Annotated in this window: 14 protein-coding genes and 1 tRNA gene; 7 read left to right on the top strand and 8 right to left on the bottom strand. The window is 35.4% G+C overall.

The window, feature by feature from the left end:
* Positions 1–38 precede the first annotated feature (38 nt).
* Positions 39–806, top strand: a complete 768-nt coding sequence (locus RHP76_RS02035; RefSeq protein ID WP_123278371.1) for a methyltransferase domain-containing protein — start codon at positions 39–41, stop codon at positions 804–806.
* Between the two features lie 86 nt (positions 807–892).
* Here RHP76_RS02035 and RHP76_RS02030 read toward each other — a convergent pair whose 3' ends face one another.
* On the bottom strand, positions 893–1,531 hold the full coding sequence (locus RHP76_RS02030) for an NAD(P)-dependent oxidoreductase (protein WP_311229354.1): 639 nt from the start codon (positions 1,529–1,531) through the stop codon (positions 893–895).
* Between the two features lie 343 nt (positions 1,532–1,874).
* Here RHP76_RS02030 and RHP76_RS02025 point away from each other — a divergent pair, with 343 nt between their 5' ends.
* The 3 genes from RHP76_RS02025 (at position 1,875) to RHP76_RS02015 (ending at position 3,881) form a co-directional block, all read left to right on the top strand.
* Positions 1,875–2,600, top strand: a complete 726-nt coding sequence (locus RHP76_RS02025) for an epoxide hydrolase family protein (protein ID WP_311229353.1) — start codon at positions 1,875–1,877, stop codon at positions 2,598–2,600.
* A complete protein-coding gene (locus tag RHP76_RS02020) occupies positions 2,545–2,985 on the top strand; it encodes a hypothetical protein (protein ID WP_311229352.1) in 441 nt (146 codons plus the stop codon). Before RHP76_RS02025 ends, RHP76_RS02020 begins: the two co-directional genes overlap by 56 nt.
* A 608-nt stretch (positions 2,986–3,593) precedes the next feature.
* Positions 3,594–3,881, top strand: a complete 288-nt coding sequence (locus tag RHP76_RS02015) for a hypothetical protein (RefSeq protein ID WP_062670113.1) — start codon at positions 3,594–3,596, stop codon at positions 3,879–3,881.
* A gap of 50 nt (positions 3,882–3,931) precedes the next feature.
* On the opposite strand, the gene RHP76_RS02010 is transcribed toward RHP76_RS02015, so the two are convergent.
* Genes RHP76_RS02010 through RHP76_RS01985 form a run of 6 tightly spaced genes read right to left on the bottom strand, consistent with a single transcriptional unit; the run spans position 3,932 to position 11,204 of the window.
* Complete coding sequence (locus RHP76_RS02010) at positions 3,932–4,303, bottom strand: response regulator (protein ID WP_062670114.1); 372 nt, start codon at positions 4,301–4,303, stop codon at positions 3,932–3,934.
* 18 nt (positions 4,304–4,321) lie between these two features.
* Positions 4,322–4,891 carry a chemotaxis protein CheB gene (locus RHP76_RS02005; RefSeq protein WP_120230927.1) on the bottom strand — a complete coding sequence of 190 codons (570 nt, stop codon included), beginning with the start codon at positions 4,889–4,891 and terminating at the stop codon, positions 4,322–4,324.
* 11 nt (positions 4,892–4,902) lie between these two features.
* A complete protein-coding gene (locus RHP76_RS02000) occupies positions 4,903–5,733 on the bottom strand; it encodes a CheR family methyltransferase (RefSeq protein ID WP_062670119.1) in 831 nt (276 codons plus the stop codon).
* The gene (locus RHP76_RS01995; RefSeq protein WP_062670121.1) at positions 5,734–6,099 is read right to left on the bottom strand and encodes a response regulator; all 366 of its coding nucleotides are present in this window, start codon (positions 6,097–6,099) and stop codon (positions 5,734–5,736) included. It lies immediately after the preceding gene.
* 15 nt (positions 6,100–6,114) lie between these two features.
* Positions 6,115–9,723, bottom strand: a complete 3,609-nt coding sequence (locus RHP76_RS01990; protein WP_311229351.1) for a response regulator — start codon at positions 9,721–9,723, stop codon at positions 6,115–6,117.
* A gap of 5 nt (positions 9,724–9,728) precedes the next feature.
* Entirely contained in the window at positions 9,729–11,204 is a 1,476-nt protein-coding gene (locus RHP76_RS01985) for a hybrid sensor histidine kinase/response regulator (RefSeq protein ID WP_311229350.1), read from the bottom strand.
* Positions 11,205–11,513: 309 nt separating this feature from the next.
* On the opposite strand from RHP76_RS01985, the gene RHP76_RS01980 reads away from it, so the two are divergent.
* From RHP76_RS01980 to RHP76_RS01970, 3 genes are all read left to right on the top strand, one after another.
* Positions 11,514–11,585, top strand: a tRNA-Arg gene (locus tag RHP76_RS01980).
* A gap of 313 nt (positions 11,586–11,898) precedes the next feature.
* Positions 11,899–12,243 (top strand): hypothetical protein, encoded by a 345-nt coding sequence (locus tag RHP76_RS01975; protein WP_123278382.1) that lies wholly within the window; start codon positions 11,899–11,901, stop codon positions 12,241–12,243.
* Entirely contained in the window at positions 12,240–13,205 is a 966-nt protein-coding gene (locus tag RHP76_RS01970) for a hypothetical protein (RefSeq protein WP_123278383.1), read from the top strand. Before RHP76_RS01975 ends, RHP76_RS01970 begins: the two co-directional genes overlap by 4 nt.
* A gap of 185 nt (positions 13,206–13,390) precedes the next feature.
* On the opposite strand, the gene RHP76_RS01965 is transcribed toward RHP76_RS01970, so the two are convergent.
* Positions 13,391–16,354: a response regulator gene (locus RHP76_RS01965; protein WP_311229349.1), complete on the bottom strand. Its 2,964-nt coding sequence runs from the start codon at positions 16,352–16,354 to the stop codon at positions 13,391–13,393.
* Positions 16,355–16,930 lie beyond the last annotated feature (576 nt).

Genomic DNA, 16,930 nt, shown 5'->3' with positions numbered 1-16,930 from the left:
TTTATTCAACTTATTAACCCATTACAAAATTATTCTTTATGCCTTGGAATCCCGAATTATACGATCAATACAAAGATGTACGTTACAAACCCTTTTATGATTTAGCAGCATTAATTAAGCCTGAAAATAATATAAAAGCTATTGATTTAGGCTGTGGAACCGGAGAACAAACCTCTATTCTAACGGAAAAACTCACAGGTTCTACATTCTTAGGAATTGATTCATCAGCAGAAATGCTTGAAAAATCAAAGAAATTTGAAAACGATCATTTACATTTTAAGCTTCAGAGCATTGAAGAAGCAGCACTGTCTGATCAGAAATGGGATCTTGTCTTCAGTAATGCCGCTTTACAGTGGGCTGATGATCACGAAACTTTATTTCCTAAAATCATTGGATTACTTTCAGAGAATGGACAGTTAGCCATACAAATGCCCGTCCAGAAAGAAAATATTCTGAACCAGATTCTAACGGAAATGGCAGATGAGGAGCCTTATGCATCCCAATTAAATCATTTTAACCGCGATTCTCCGGTGCTTTCAATGGATGATTATGCCCAGATATTATTTGATAACGGAATTCAGGATATTGAAATATTTCAGAAAGTATATCCCATCATTGCGAATGATCACGAGGCTTTATACACCTTTATTTCAGGAACAGCATTGTTACCTTATGTAGAACGTCTGGAAGGAGAACAGAAAGAACAATTCATCTCCGAATTTAAATCTCGTATAGCAAAAAGGTTTACGAAATATCCGGCTATCTATGCATTCAAGCGCATCCTGATGTACGGCCGTAAGAAATAGAAAATCTTGATCCCCCATAAAAGAAAGCTGCCACAAAAGCCAAATAATTTGGCTTTTGTGGCAGCTTCGTCTTTATAGATTCTTTACTATTTCATATTATACAAGAACGGACTTTCCCTGATATACTCAGAATTTTCAATCTGAGAAGCTAAAAAATCAGCAAGATCTGCAGCACTGATACTTTCTCCTTTGCAGTCTGTAAGGCTTATTTCCGTTGGAAAACGGTCCTCTGTAAGATGAATCAGAGGTAGTCTTACCAAGGTCCAATCCAGGTTGCTCTCCAGAAGAAGTTCATATTCTTTTTGTTTATCAGTTGTAGTCTCAGGGTAATTCTGATACATCCAGTCTGTCGCCATTTTTACCTTTTCATTTTTATGATCGGACGGTGTATTTACACTCAAGCCTGTAGTTACAATATAACGACCGATTCCATGATGACTCATTGCAGAAATGATATTTTTTGTAGCATCACTAAAAATAGACTTCTCTCCTTTTGGCTGCCCTAAAGTACTCATGACAAGATCAGTTCCTAGAACCAATTTATCGATCGCTGTTGTATCCCTTGCATCTCCTTTTACCACTTCAATTAATGGATTTTGAAGGGTGAAATTCTTGGGATGCCTTAATAAAAGTTTAAGATGATATCCTTTCTCAAGAAGGTTTTGTACCAGATATTGTCCGGATTTTCCGGTTCCGCCGATAACGGCAATTTTATGGATTTTCATAATGATTTTTTTAATATTAAATATCAATAATCAGCAGCTGATTCACCGCTAATGACCATTAGTATTATAAAAGATGAATTGTCTTTTCTTTAGATAAGAATAATAGGTATATAGGGTTCAGAAAATTGAACCTAAGATGTTCAGGCTTAAAAGTAACACCTGACTCATAGTAATATGTATTACGAGATTTTAATGAATTAAAGTTACTTATTTTCCTTATTAAAAAAATCAAAAAATTATGATTTTGACAACATATATTAAAAGAGAAAGTTTTTAACTTTGATAATAGGCTTACTACCAGCACATTCCATCAAAAACATCTACACTAATAAAATATAATAATATGGAACCCTTTACAGTAAACATCCCTGAATCGGTGATCACCGATCTTAAAAATCGCCTGCAAAATACCCGCTGGCCCGGAGAACCTGAAGGCTCAGGCTGGAACTACGGAACCAACGAAACTTACCTAAAAGAACTTACCCATTACTGGATCAATGATTATAACTGGAGAATGCGCGAACAGCAATTGAATCAGCATCCTCAGTATATCGTATTGATAGACGGAGTTCGAATTCATTTTCAATACATACGGGGAAAAGGTCCTAACCCAAAACCATTGATTCTTACTCATGGTTGGCCGGATAGCTATTACCGTTTTCATAAAATTATCCCATTGCTTACAGAGGGCGAAAAGAGTTTTGATCTGGTTATCCCTTCCATTCCGGGATTTGGTTTTTCTGATAAAACAGCAGTCAGCAGCGAAAGAGTCGCTGATCTTTGGAAAAAATTAATGACAGAAGTACTTGGCTACAAAAAATTTTATGCTGCAGGAGGAGATATCGGCATGGGCGTAGTAAAAGCACTGACTTCAAAATACCCTGAAGTCCTGGAAGCTGTTCATCTTACCGATGTGGGATACCCTACCGGTCAGGAAGATTTCACCACAATGAGTAAAGAAGAACAGGAATTCGCGCAGTTTGTTCAGCAGTGGTGGTACAGCGAAGGAGCTTATGCCATGGTACAGTCTACCAAACCTCAATCTCTCGCTCGCCTATGGTCTCAATGATTCTCCTGTCGGATTGGCAGCCTGGATCATTAGCTTTACCAATGCAGGAGCTTCTCCGGAGCTGATTGAAGCAGCATTTGGGGGCAGAGACGAATTACTTACTAATATTATGATTTATTGGGTCACACAAACCATTGGTTCTTCTGCCAGAATGTATAAGGAAGATGCAGCGGCTTTATGGAGCGGAACACAGGTTCATCAAAAAAGCAGCGTTCCTGCAGGAGTACTTGTATTTCCACGCGAAGCCCAGTTTCCAAAAGAATGGGCAGAACGTTTTGTGAATGTCACCAGCTTTAAAAAGATGAATGAAGGTGGCCATTTTGCCGCCCTAGAATTACCTCATCTATTTGCAGATGAGCTAAGGTCATTCTTTTATTCTGTATAATGAAATAGTTTTTCATGAAGAAATATTATATGACTATTGATGGAAATATGAATAAAAAAGTGACATATGAAGAGGAAAGAATACTTAATGATTTTGCTTAAAATATCTTTCTGAACAGTAATTTCAAAAAGCTCCACAAGTTATCCACAAAAAAATGTGGATAACTTGTGAATTTTAACATTTAATTCATATTTCGTATTAAAATAATTGCTACATTTACTATGTAATAAACATCGAAGTGGAAACTTTATTTGCTTTTCTTACTACTCTTGAAATTGCAATTAAATTTGAAATAAAAATTTAAGCACAGCATTGTCGGCTGTGCTTTTTATTGTTGTCTAATTAAAAAAATGAGATGTATTTATCTACTGGATCTACCCCTAAAGGGTAGATTCTTTTATCCATATATCCTTTCAAATAAAGATTTTTAGAGTTTTTGAATCCCAGAACATCTATTTATTCCAAACTGTATTAAAGAGCCGGTCAGAAAACCTATCATCAATGCAAAATTCATTTTAATCAGATTGCTCTTTATAATGTTATAATCTCCTCATATTGTTCCCCAGTACGGTATAACATTTGTATTTTACAGTTTAATTATCAACAATATGGACGAAACGAAAATAGAATCTTTAGACCTGATTAATGATAAGTATTTAATAGATGAATATTTTAAACTTAAGGTGAATAAGGAATTAAATATTGACATTGATCTTAGCTCTGAATATATCACTGCACATAATATAGTTTCAAAAAAATTAATTCTTGTGCAGACATTTTCTCATACCATTATGGAAAACCCGCAGCTCTATCTTTTATTACGCTCTTTAATTCATAACGTCAACAGTTATCACGTAACAAAAAGTCAAATGATTTCTGCTCTGAATAATACATAAAAAAAATCTCTCAAAATTTGAGAGATTTTTTATTTGGAAAATCGAAAGATTTACACCTGCTCTTTTATATGCTTTGCCACCATTTCTTCAAGATCATCCAGATTAAAAGGTTTTGAAACATAATCATCTGCCTTTGCTTCGGAAGCTAAAGCAGCAATATCATTGTTTGCCGTAACATAAATGACAGGAATGTGATTGAATTCTTCACTGTTTTTCAGAAGTTTTGTGGCTTCCACTCCTCCAATTTTCGGAATCCAGTTATCCATCAGAATAACATCGGGATGATATTCGGCTACTTTCTCCAGAATATCATGTGAAGTTTCTGAGATTCTGACCTCGTAGCCATTCTCTTCAAATATGATGGTAATCACTTCCAAAATAGCAGCGTCATCATCAAAAATTAAAATTTTCTTTTTGCTCATATTATTTAGGTTATTCTATTACAACTGATTGATATAATCTGCCAGATTATCCGGTTTGATAATTTGGTCATAATCTATTTCTTCTACGGCATGTTTGGGCATATATTCCACCTCTGCCGTTTCAGGATCCTGGATCCATACCTGTCCGTTATTTTTTTTAATATAACAAAGCCCTTCTACTCCATCAGCATTGGCTCCAGACAGAAGAACTCCAATCATATTCTCTCCATAAATTTCTGCTGCAGACCTGAAGGTAACATCTATTGAAGGACGGGAATAATTCATTTTTTCTGAGCTGTCCAATGACATATTTTTCTTATTCTCAAACAGCAAATGATAATCTGCCGGAACAATATAAATCGCATTATTGTCTATTTCAGTTTTATCTTCTACTTCTATCACCGGTATTTTCGTGAACTGCTGTAATAAGGTTCTCAGAATGTCTCCGGATTGGGCTTTACGGTGAACCACCACTACGATTGGGATTTTCAGAATATCATTCAGGTTTTTGATCATTTCAATAATGACCTGTAAACTGCCTGCTGATCCTCCTATAACAATTAATTCAATGTTTTTCTGTGATTCCATAGCATTGGTTATTAATGATGATCAAGCTTTTTCCAGATTTTCTGGTCTTCAATCTGATGGTAATTCTTTTCAATAGTGGAAAACCTGAGTGTTTCTTTTGCTCCCAAAGCCAGAAAACCTAAATTTTCCAGACTATTATCGAAAAGTTTAAAAACTCTTTCCTGCAGTTCTCTATCAAAATAGATCAGAACATTTCTGCATATAATCAGCTGAAAGCTATTGAAAGAACTGTCTGAAACCAGGTTGTGCGTAGATAAAATAAGTTTTTCCTGTAAGCTTTTATCAAATTTTACACTATCATAATTGGCCGTATAGTAATCTGAAAAATCACGTTTCCCTCCTGAAAGCATATAATTTTCAGAATATAATTTCATCTGATATAACGGGAAAACACCGGCTCTGGCTGTTTCAAGAACTGCGGGATTTAAATCTGTACCATAAATCAGGGATTTATCATACAACCCTGCCTCTTTCAATAAAATAGCAATAGAATAGGCTTCTTCTCCCGTAGAGCAACCAGCAATCCAGATCCTAATCAGCGGATAAGTGCCTAATTGGGGCAGAACTTTCTCACGTAATGCTTTGAAAAAAGAAGGATCCCGAAACATTTCTGTAACATTTACTGTAACTTCTTCTACAAAACGTTTTAGATATTCCACATCATTCATAAGGGTATACCTAAGTTCCGCGAAGCTGGTAAACCTATCCAAAAGACATATCCTGTTTACCCTTCTTTTAAACGAAGCCCTGCTATAACCTGAAAAGTCATAGCCATACATCTCATAGACATCGTTGATCAGATATTCTATTTCTCCATCTTTTACGATACTTGGTTCCAGCATCTATGAAAGTTTTTCTATTGCCATTAGTAAAAGGTCTACATCAATAGGCTTTGAAACATAATCATCAGCGCCTACCTCAATACATTTCTCACGGTCTTCAGGCATAGCCTGTGCGGTTACTGCAATAACTGGTATATCTTTAATTTCAGGCGTATTTCTTATGATTCTTACGGCTTCATATCCGTCTATTCCCGGCATCATCATATCCATAAGCACCATTGAAAAATCAGGATCAGCTTTTAGCATATCTAAAGCTTGCTGAGCCATCGTACTGGTTTCTACTGCATATCCGCGGGCCTTAAGGGTGAGTTTCAATGCGAATATATTACGTGGATCATCATCCACAATTAAAATTTTCTTTTTCATCAGAATTTTATCTGTTTAACTTTCATACAACCAAACGCGAAGCAGCGATAACAGCTGATCAATATCTACTGGTTTTGAGATATAATCCGAAGCACCTGCTGTAATGCATTTCTCACGGTCTCCAATCATTGATTTTGCGGTTACCGCTATAATAGGCAGTTTTTTAAATGCCGGCATTTTTCTGATCTGCTTTATGGTTTCATAACCATCCATTTCCGGCATCATCATATCCATTAGGATCACGTCTATATCAGGATTGTGGTGAATTTGCTCCAGAGCATGCTTTCCGTCCATGGCTACAATAACCTCTACTTTATATTTTTCCAGTGCTTTGGTTAAAGAAAAAATATTGCGGACATCATCATCGGTAATCAGAACCTTTTTACCACTCAGAACCTCTGTTAGGGATCCCAGCATTCTGCCTGCAGTACTTTCTACGGAATTATTTTTTTCTTCCACCAGATGCAGGAACAATCCTACTTCATCCAAAATCCTTTGGTACGAATGCGCTGTTTTTACAACAATTGAATCTGCGTATTGCTTTATTTTAAGCTCTTCTTCTTTAGATAAATGGTGTTCTGTAAAGATGATAATGGGAAGGTTTTCCAGTCCTTCATGGCTTTTGATAGATTCTATGACGTGATAATCATTTCCTTTTGCGCTCGCAATATCCAGAATAACGCAGTCTACAAGATCAGAAGTCAGAGCTTTTACGCTATCTTCTACCGTATGTTCTACAGATAAAGAGATATTAAAATTGCTCAGGAAATAAGACAATGCACTGGCATGTTTGGCATTTTCTTCAACAATCAGCACTTTTTGAGATCCTTTTTTTAAGGCTTCTTCAATCTTTCTGAAAACGTCAGTCATTTTATCCAGTGCTACCGGTTTGTTAATAAAGTCAACGGCACCTTTCATCAGACTTTCTTTTTTAAGATGAAGAACAGACATCATATGAACCGGAATATGTTTGATATAAGGATCAGATTTCAGTTCATCCATGACCTCCCAGCCATCTTTCACAGGAAGCTGAACGTCCAGTAAAATAGCATGCGGATGGTACTTCTGAGCCGCTGAAAGAGCATAATCTCCTCTTACCACAACCACTCCTTTATAGCTCTGCAGATGGGCATATTTCAATAAAGCTTTTGCAAAATTGATATCATCTTCAATAATCAGAATGACTTTATCTCCTTCCTGAATATTTTCTCTGTCGTCTGCTACATCTTCAGGAATTTCAAGGGTATTTACCGGAATTACTTTTGGTTCTCCTTCATCAAGAATATTCTGAATTTCTTCCACATCTTCACGAATCACCTCTACAAGATCCTGATCTGTCTCAGAATGTATAATCTCTGTCACCGCGTGTGCAGGAATAATAAAGCTGAATTCACTTCCTTTATCTATCTCACTTTTCAGAACCAATTCACCTCCAAGAAGTCTTGCTATTTCACGGCTTATGGACAGACCTAAACCTGTTCCTCCGAACTTTCTTTTGGTAGATCCATCAGCCTGCTGGAATGCTTCAAAGATAATTTTTTGCTTATCTTCTGCTATTCCAACGCCTGTATCTTTCACTGAGAATATGATAAAATCAGGTTTTTCAGAATGTTTCTTGATGTGTAAACCGATGCTTCCTTTTGTGGTAAATTTTAGGGCATTCGACAATAAATTTCTCAATACCTGGTCAATTCTCAGACGGTCACTTTCGATCACTTTCTGTACATTTGCATCGATTTCGATATTAAACGGGAGTGCTTTCTCCTGAAATACAGGATTGAAAAGACTCTTAAGGTCTTTTACCACTTCTTCAAGGTTTACGTCCTGATATTCAAGCGTCATTTTACCAGATTCTATTTTGGCAAGATCCAGAATTTCATCAATAAGGGTTAATAAGCTTGTGCCTGAACTATGAATTACTTTGGCAGATTCCATTTGATCTTCGTTAAGATTTTCGTCAGGATTTTCCGTCATTAATCGGGATAAAAGAAGAATAGAATTCAGCGGAGTACGCAATTCATGAGACATGTTGGCTAAAAACTCAGATTTGTATTTAGTACTTAATGCCAGCTCTTCTACTTTTTTCTGAATTTCATTATTACGTTCAGCAATTAAATGATTTTTTTCTTCCAGCAATCTGGAGCGCTCTTCCAGTTCTGCATTAGCCTGCATCAGCTCTTCCTGCTGTACTTTAAGCTCTTCTTCAGATGCCTGAAGCTTCTGGGTTTGTGCTTCCAGCTCCGTATTCAGATTTTCAAGCTCAGAGTGCTGAACCTGTAATTCCTCAGATTGAGCCTGCGTTTCTTCCAATAATTGCTGCTCTTTTTCTCTGCTTTTTGCAGCACTCAGGGCGATTCCTATATTGGTACAGCATTCTTCAAAATAGTGTATTCTGTCTTCCTCAAAATTAGAAGTAGAACCAAGCTCTAATACTCCTATTATATGGCCGTCTGCAAATAGCGGCAACAATATAATTCCGTAAATTTTAATCGTACTGCTGGCAAAAGTAACCACAAAATCTTCTTCATGAAGGTTATTATAAACCTGTGTCTTAGCATTAACAAAAGCCTGTCCCACCATTCCTTCTCCGGGTTCAAAAGCTTTTTTCATATTGGATTCCAGTCCAAATGCTTTATTAAGTTTTAAAATTCCTTCATCATATAAATACACAGAACCATTAATACATTTTCCGTATTCAATCAACTGCATTAAAGATTTATTGGAAACTTCCTGTACAGTCTTATTCCCTACCAGGGATTCATTCAGTAGCGCAAGCCCTTTCTGACGCCAGTCGCTCTTATTAATCTTATCAAAAGAGGTTTTGAGAGACTCCGTCATGTGATTAAGAGATTCTACCAGATCTCCAAGATCATCCTGAGCATTATCCACCGCTTTTTCACTGTAATCCCCATTCGCTACTCTGTTGGCAATCTTTTGAATAGCACTTACACGGCGCGTCATTTCTTCATCTTTTGCCTTAAGCATTTTCTCAAGCTTATCTCTTCGGATAAGATCTGCGCGCATTTTTATATAGAAAAATACAGTGACAACCACTGCAGCAACGGCGGAAAAAAGGATAAAAAGGACAGTTGTACCGGACGAACGGTTGAGATCATTATTTTTAATTTCAACCTGGTTTTCTTCATATTGTACAAAATCATTGACAATTTTCCGGCACTGATCCATATAGATTTTACCCTCAGTAATTTCCTGTTGCGTCATGATAATGCCTCTTCGTCTGTTCTCAACCAAATGTTTCAGGTTCTGCATTACCTGATCAACTGCTGCTTTTAAGCCTGCAAGTCTTTGAATTTGATTCTGATCATCGATATCCAAAGATTCAGCGCGTACCAAAGCTTTAGGATATTCTCTTAATCCCCGTTTATAAGGTTCAAGAAAATCTTCCCTTCCGGTAAGCTGATACCCTCTGTTTCCTGTTTCTGCATCCAGTAAAGCAACGAGAACGTCTTTCACCGCTGTTACAGAACGTCTGCTTTTGGAAAGATTTTCACGGTGGTTCATCTGATTTTGGATACTCCAATAAGAAGCCAACGAGCTGGCTATTAAAATCAAAAGTGAAAGACCTACTCCGAACTGAAGATTTCTTATTATTTTTTTCGGCATTAAAATTAGTTTAGTGGTAATGTGAAATAAAAAGTAGAGCCTTCATCTACTATACTGGAAACCCCAACACTTCCATGGTGCTGTTTGATGATCTCGGAACAGATAAACAACCCGATTCCCATTCCCTGAAACTGCAGTGAGGATTCTTCTACACGATAGAATTTTTTGAAAACCGCATCCTGTTTAAAATCCGGGATACCAATTCCAAAGTCTGTTACGTTCACTCTTACTTCTTCAGCTTCTTCATCTACAAAAGTGGTAACAATCACCTGATTATTATCTGGTGAATATTTTATAGCATTGGTCAGAAAGTTGATGAGCACCTGTTCTATACGGATTTCGTCTAAAGGAATTAAAATATCCGGTTTTGTTCCGTGACGCTCAATTTTCACTTCACGCTGATCATGAGTTTGTATGATTGTTTCAATGGCATTATTGATCAAATTTTCCAGATTAACGGGTTTTTTATTAATTTTCAGCTTGCCATTTTCTATTTTAGAAACATCCAGCAGATCAGTGATCAAGGTATTCAGCTTTTCAATCTGTCCCTGAACTTTAGCTACAAATCCTGCTTCAGAACTTTCTTTATCGAGTTTTAATTTTCTTTCCAACAACTGAACATAGGCTTTAATACTCGTTAAAGGAGTCTTTAGCTCATGGCTGGCGATGCTTAAAAATTCATCTTTTTCTTTTTCAACTTTCTTCTGATCATCAATATCGGTAAAAGTTCCCACCCAGTTTTTAATACGGCCTTCATCAAATACCGGCGTTACTCTAAGCAAATGATAACGGTAATTACCAGAAACCACATTTTTAATTCTGACCTCCAGCTCAAGAGCTTTTCCTTTTTTTCTGCATCTCTCAAATTCTTCTGTTATATCAGGATCATCCGGATATATTTCAGGAAAATTCTGTTCAGAATCTGAATATTCATACCATTTACCGTTCACGAAATCCACAGTTCCGGCTTCATTAAGGGTAAATGCAATTTGTGGAAGTGACTCCAGCATTAAGTGAAAATGGTCAATCTGAGACTTCATTGTCACTTGTGATTCACGTCTTCCTTTAACCTCCAGCTCAAGATTCTGCTGGGCCTTCTTCATTGCTATATTCTGCTCCTGAAGATTATAGAATGTTTTTACTTTCAGTAAAAGAATTTCAGGATCTACAGGTTTCGTGACATAGTCTTTAGCACCGGAAGCATAGCCTTTCGTTATAAATTTCTTATCTGTATTAACAGCAGATAAAAATATAATGGGAACTTCTTTTGTTTTACTGTAATCTGCCAATGTTTCTGCTACTTCAAAACCGTCCATATCAGGCATCTGAACATCCAGAATAATGAGGGCATAGTCGTTTTTAAGGGCTTTAGCAAGCGCCTCTTCACCGGAATTGGCTGTTTCCACCTGAAAATCTTTGGACTCTAGTAATTTTTGCAGTGAATAAAGATTACTTTGATTGTCATCAACAATTAAAATCATAGAAGTTAAAATCAATAATTAGTTACAGATATTTAAACCTCAAAAATACTTACAATATTTCAAAACGTAGCAATTTTTAAAGTATTATGAATAACTAATTCATACCACATTTTATGCTTTAAATAGGAATAAAATGAGATTAAGGGAGCTCATCCCATCTAAAAAAAATTTCTATCATTTCAGAGAAAACCAGATTATAAAACTCCTAAAACCTACTTGAGCATTTGTTGTTAATGTTTTTCTCTTGAATCAACATCTTGATCATTACGCTACTAAGGCAAATAATTTGTAATTTTATGATCTTAGCCAGGCCTCATAGTTCAATGGATAGAATAGAAGTTTCCTAAACTTTAGATCCAGGTTCGATCCCTGGTGAGGCTACTTAGCGAGAACTCATCATACTAAACCTCACGATATTGCTGTCTTAAAACCTGAGCTAAAGGTCTGACAAAGTCATCTTTATCCTCACTTGCGTGGCAAATGAGTGAAAATTTCATAGGTAGAATACAGGAAAATAATAATATTGATGAGACATTTTCATATGTTTTAAATAATATTTACAAAAAAGGTCCCATTGATGTTACCGATTTTGAAATTCTTACCTATGTCCTATTTTAATAAAATACGTGTTTCTACGGTACTTAAAGTTTTACAATTTGCATAACTTAGTCATAGTAACCTAAAAACCAATATTATGCAAAAAGTTAAATTCAAATTTAAGTTAGTGTCGGAAGGCAGACTTGAGAAAGTTCGCTTTTACCCTGAAAATGAAATGATGTCAATACATCTTGATAAATCAGAAGATAGAAAAACTTGGTCTAATAATGAAATTGAACTTTTGATTGAGAACCCTTTTGATTACACATTGAAAGTATTTGGCGTAAGTGATACTGAATGGACAGCCGATTTGAAAATTATCCTTAGCGATGGTGATGAAGTAAATTTTCTTGAATGGAAAGGCACTACAGGAGATACTGCAAGAAATCTTTCAGTAAGAGAAAAGCCAGTAAAAGATTTACCGAAAAAAGCTCAAATATGAAAAAGACAATATCTATATTAGTTGTAGTTTTACTAACGCTTAAACTGAATGCGCAAAGTAGTGTACTGCAAGACGGAGCCGGCGAAACATCTTTTCAATTATTTACATCAAGTACACTATCTCTCAATTTTAAAGAATCATCAATAGGTTTTTCTATAAATCCCGAATCATCCAAAATTGACAACAATGAAAATTACAATTATTGGATAATCACAGGAGTTGGCAATTCAAAAGATGGAACCTCTAATATATTTAAAGGAGGTAAACTGCAATTCAGTGGTAAATTAGGTGTAAACTATTTAATGGATAAAACAAATTATGGTGATCGTAATTCAAAAGATGCTATTAACTTCAGGTACAGTTTTATTTCCGCTGAATTAATTTATTCTCGATATAATGTATTTAATTCTATGGCAACTTTCTCTGAACAAATTAATGATCAGGCTAATTTAGGTGCTAGAATTAATTATGGATGGAATTTCTTAAATTTCGGCTTTGAGAACTCATTTTTAAAGCATCTTGGTAGCTTTTCTTCAGGAATTTCAGGGTCTATAGGAATTAAAGATAATACAGATTTATTAGACATATCTGAAATTATAACATCCACACAAACTATTAATGAGGGAAATTCGCAAAGAACAGTTTCAGAAACTACTTCAGCTTATTTATCATCAGATATTAAAAGATATAACAAATTTGCTAGAGTAAATTTTGATCTGGGAAAATATCTTTATAAAAGTAGAATATTTGCAAATTTACATTTGAACTACAATATGGATGAAAAATTTGAACCCACTTTTAATCCTTCGATTGGAATATTTGCAACTAAAAAAGGGGCTCCATTAGAAGCAATTGTTGGTATCCAATTACAGACAAATGATTGGTTTAATAGCAGAAATTCAAAAAAAGATCGATGGGAACGTACCGCTTTGGTACTAACAGCAGGTTTCCCATTTAATTAAAAAAACTTATTCAATTAACTTTTAAGCTCTTGAATTAATATAGATAATGATATATAATATTAAAAGAGGCTACCTTTTTAAGATAGCCTCTGTTTTTATAGATTGTTTAAAATCTTTTTTGTAAAAATATTTCTAAGTAAAAAGTAACTTAGTAGAAGAAATCGAGCACCATTTTTTTTAAAATTCTAAACACTAATATATTTTTTGAGCACCTCAAGAAGATCTGCCTTTCTTACAGGTTTAGGAAGGAAATCATTCATTCCGGCTTCAAGGCACTTTTCTTTTTCGCCCAGCACATTTCCGGCTGTAACGCCTATGATAGGTATGTGTTCATATCCCGGCAGCATTCTGATATTTTGTGTTGCCTCAATACCGCTCATTATTGGCATCTGTACATCCATCAGGATAATGGAAAACTGCTTTTTCCTGCATTCCTCCAGAGCCTGCAGCCCATTGACTGCTTCCGTTAGATGTATACTGGGAGCAAGAGATTTCATCATTCTATTATTCAGGACCATATTCACAACATTATCATCAACCAAAAGCACATCTAATTCCGGGGCAAATAAATGGGAAACTTTTTCAGACTGGTCCTTCCCGGTTTCCACTGTATAACTTCGATCTACTTTTTTTAAGGTTTTGTATAGTTCATGTGATTTGATAGGCTTCAACAATAAATGTGCATTTTGTATTTTCCTAACCGAGGTAAATATGCTCAATTCTTCTGAAGAAGAAGAAAGTATTATAAATGGGGAAGTCTCTTTTCGCTGGTTGAACAGCCCTGTCATTTTATCAATCGTTTCCAATCCGGACATAAGAGGCATATGATAATCCATCAGGATCACATCGAACCGCTCACCTTTCAACAAGATATCTAATGCTTCCATCCCATTAGAAGCCAGGGTAGATTTGATATTCTTATAGCTAAGCATGTGCTCAAGAATGATCCTGTTGGTTTCATTATCATCAACCACCAGGGCCGTTTTGATCGTTATTTCATCCTCCTCTCTCAATTGAGAGATCTCGTAAGGAATCTCAATGTCAAAGAAAAATACAGAACCGCTTTCCTTTGCGCTTCTAAGCGACAAATGGCTTCCCATATATCCCAGGATATTGTTCGAAATAGTAAGCCCTAGACCCGTGCCACCATATTGTTTACTGATGGAACTGTTTTCCTGAGTAAAGGCATCAAAAATGTATTTCTGTTTTTCAACAGGGATGCCGATTCCCGTATCTCTAACCGAGAAACGCAAAGCAATAGTACGATCATCCATACGTAATTTCTCTACTTTTAGCTCGATCTCTCCTTTTTCTGTGAATTTCACGGCATTCCCAAGAAGATTGATCAAGATCTGCTTTAACCTTGCTTCATCCATAAAAAGTATTTTTGGAAGACCCGGTTCAATATTGAGAAGAAGTTCGATATTTTTTTTCTGGGATTGATAAATAATAACATTGATAACCTGGCTCAACATGTCATAAACATCACATTTTTCAATCAAAAGCTCCATTTTTCCGGATTCTATTTTAGAAAAATCCAATATATCATTGATAATGCTAAGCAGGTTTTCCCCTGACTCATTGATGTAATTCAGATATTGCATCTGTGTTTCATTCAGCGGTGTTGTGAGGAGAAGGTCTGAAAAGCCAATAACTCCGTTTAAAGGAGTTCTGATCTCATGACTCATATTGGCAAGAAATTCGGATTTTGCTTTGCTGGCAATATCTGCTGTTTCCTTGGCATTTTTTAGTTCTTCATTTATCTTTACAGCATTTGTAATATTCTGTATGGAAATAATTACCCCTCCTACTTCATCTTTTGTAAGATACCAAGGTCCGACTTTAAGGTCGTAATGCTGAATTTGTTCTTTTCCTTCTACCTTTAGTGTATAGTCACTGTTGATGTAGGTTTTTCCCAACAGCGCATTGTCATAAATCTCTTTTCTTTCTTTGGGTATACTAGGTGATATAGTGAAAAGATTATTACCAATAAGATCTATATTATTCATACTAAATTCCTCCTTCCATCTGTTGCTTACGGCAACATAATTAAGGTCTTTATCAAACATGGCCAAAGGAACAGGAACATCAGTGGCAAAAGACTGCATTATAGCCTCCTTGCGGGTAACCTCCAGAAACATCTTTTTGAAGGCATCAATGTCCTGAATGATTCCGAAAACCCTTTTGCAGCTATTACCTTCAAATTCGGGAATCCCTTTTACTCTTACCCATATCGTAACTCCATCATTACGCAAAAGCTGAAACTCCTCATCAAAAGTAATTCCTTGTTGTATTGCTCTGTTAAAAAGGTATTTTATTCTCTCCTTACTTTTTCCTTTGTAAAAATCAAAGGCAGTTTCGAAAGTAGGCTGGAGATCATCTTTCAGTTTGTGAATTTCTCTTGTACTTTGAGACCAAAAGAGCTTTCCGGTCTTCATATTGGCTTCCCAACCTCCCACTTGGGCTACTAAGCTTGTTTCCTCAAGCATTTCCTTAGTGTTAAACAGATCTTTTTCCAACTTCCCGCGTCGGATAAGGTCAGATTTTAGTTGTATATAAACAAAAATAGTTACCCCAATGGCTGCCATGGCAGAAAAAACGATGAACAAAACGGTCCACTGGGAAGACTTGTTCAGATCTTCATTTTTTATAGCAAGTTGAACTTCCTCCTTTTTTACAAATTTCTGAACGAGCATGCGGCATCTGTCCATAGCCTCCTTGTTTTGTACAAGTTCGTCCGGACTCATTAATATTCCTTTTTTACGATTCTCAATAAGCAATACATATTCTTTCATCATCATCTCTGAAGTATGCAGCAATTCATTTAGGATATTAATCTGATCTTTATCTCTCAGATGAAGTCTACCTTTGTTAGAAACAAGCAACGGATATTCACTCTTACTTTTATTGAAAGGTTCAAGAAAACTTTCCCTTCCGGTAAGCTGATATCCTCGATTTCCTGTTTCGGCATTTAAAAGAGTATTTAAGATATCTTTTGCTAAGCTTATAGATTCCTTATTTTTTAATAAGTCTTTCCTATTCTCCATCTGCTTATGTATGCTTATATAAGATGCTATGGAACTAGCAATCAGAAGTATCAAAGAAATCACTACTCCAATTTGAAGATTTCTTATAATTTTTTTTGGCATTAAATAGTATTTTTGTAATAAAATACTAAAAATAGATCATTTTATAATATTAACAAATTAATTTAGAAATTTGTCAGCAGATATTGGAACATGAGTATAATTTAAGCCGTTTAAAGATAGAGTTGCCCAATTTAAAAGTTTATTTTGTATGTTTTCCTGATTGCTAGTTGTTATCTAATTTGCTTATTTAAAAAAGGAACTGTTTTTTTATAACAAATTGACAATAAAAACCTTACGTGAGACATCGATGGTTGTTTAGAATTGTATTAAAAATATAGAGAAATCATCTGCTGGGTGACATGTAACCTATAAATCAATAGTTCTAATTGTATATTGAAATTTCTCCACAAAAAAACCTCCCGAATCACTGAGAGGTTATACTGTAATTTGTCAGAAATATGAAATTTTCAATGCTCAAATATAATTAAGTGTTTACACGATCGAATATGATCTGAATCATACCGTTCCAAAAAACCTTTTGACACCTATTTTAATGTAATAATTTACAAGCACATCACCATAGAATTTTCTCCATAATTTACTGACATATATTAGTTTAATATCAATTAAATCACC

Source organism: Chryseobacterium sp. SG20098, assembly GCF_031844745.1.
Classification (GTDB): domain Bacteria; phylum Bacteroidota; class Bacteroidia; order Flavobacteriales; family Weeksellaceae; genus Chryseobacterium; species Chryseobacterium cucumeris.
Note: the sequence above shows the minus strand (reverse complement) of the source record. Positions and strands in the feature narration are given on the sequence as shown.

Excerpts from the sequence above, each read along its gene's own strand:
- RHP76_RS02035 (WP_123278371.1), top strand. The coding sequence starts at position 39 with ATGCCTTGGAATCCCGAATTATACGATCAATACAAAGATGTACGTTAC.
- RHP76_RS02030 (WP_311229354.1), bottom strand. The coding sequence starts at position 1,531 with ATGAAAATCCATAAAATTGCCGTTATCGGCGGAACCGGAAAATCCGGA.
- RHP76_RS02025 (WP_311229353.1), top strand. The coding sequence starts at position 1,875 with ATGGAACCCTTTACAGTAAACATCCCTGAATCGGTGATCACCGATCTT.
- RHP76_RS02020 (WP_311229352.1), top strand. The coding sequence starts at position 2,545 with ATGCCATGGTACAGTCTACCAAACCTCAATCTCTCGCTCGCCTATGGT.
- RHP76_RS02015 (WP_062670113.1), top strand. The coding sequence starts at position 3,594 with ATGGACGAAACGAAAATAGAATCTTTAGACCTGATTAATGATAAGTAT.
- RHP76_RS02010 (WP_062670114.1), bottom strand. The coding sequence starts at position 4,303 with ATGAGCAAAAAGAAAATTTTAATTTTTGATGATGACGCTGCTATTTTG.
- RHP76_RS02005 (WP_120230927.1), bottom strand. The coding sequence starts at position 4,891 with ATGGAATCACAGAAAAACATTGAATTAATTGTTATAGGAGGATCAGCA.
- RHP76_RS02000 (WP_062670119.1), bottom strand. The coding sequence starts at position 5,733 with ATGCTGGAACCAAGTATCGTAAAAGATGGAGAAATAGAATATCTGATC.
- RHP76_RS01995 (WP_062670121.1), bottom strand. The coding sequence starts at position 6,099 with ATGAAAAAGAAAATTTTAATTGTGGATGATGATCCACGTAATATATTC.
- RHP76_RS01990 (WP_311229351.1), bottom strand. The coding sequence starts at position 9,723 with ATGCCGAAAAAAATAATAAGAAATCTTCAGTTCGGAGTAGGTCTTTCA.
- RHP76_RS01985 (WP_311229350.1), bottom strand. The coding sequence starts at position 11,204 with ATGATTTTAATTGTTGATGACAATCAAAGTAATCTTTATTCACTGCAA.
- RHP76_RS01975 (WP_123278382.1), top strand. The coding sequence starts at position 11,899 with ATGCAAAAAGTTAAATTCAAATTTAAGTTAGTGTCGGAAGGCAGACTT.
- RHP76_RS01970 (WP_123278383.1), top strand. The coding sequence starts at position 12,240 with ATGAAAAAGACAATATCTATATTAGTTGTAGTTTTACTAACGCTTAAA.
- RHP76_RS01965 (WP_311229349.1), bottom strand. The coding sequence starts at position 16,354 with ATGCCAAAAAAAATTATAAGAAATCTTCAAATTGGAGTAGTGATTTCT.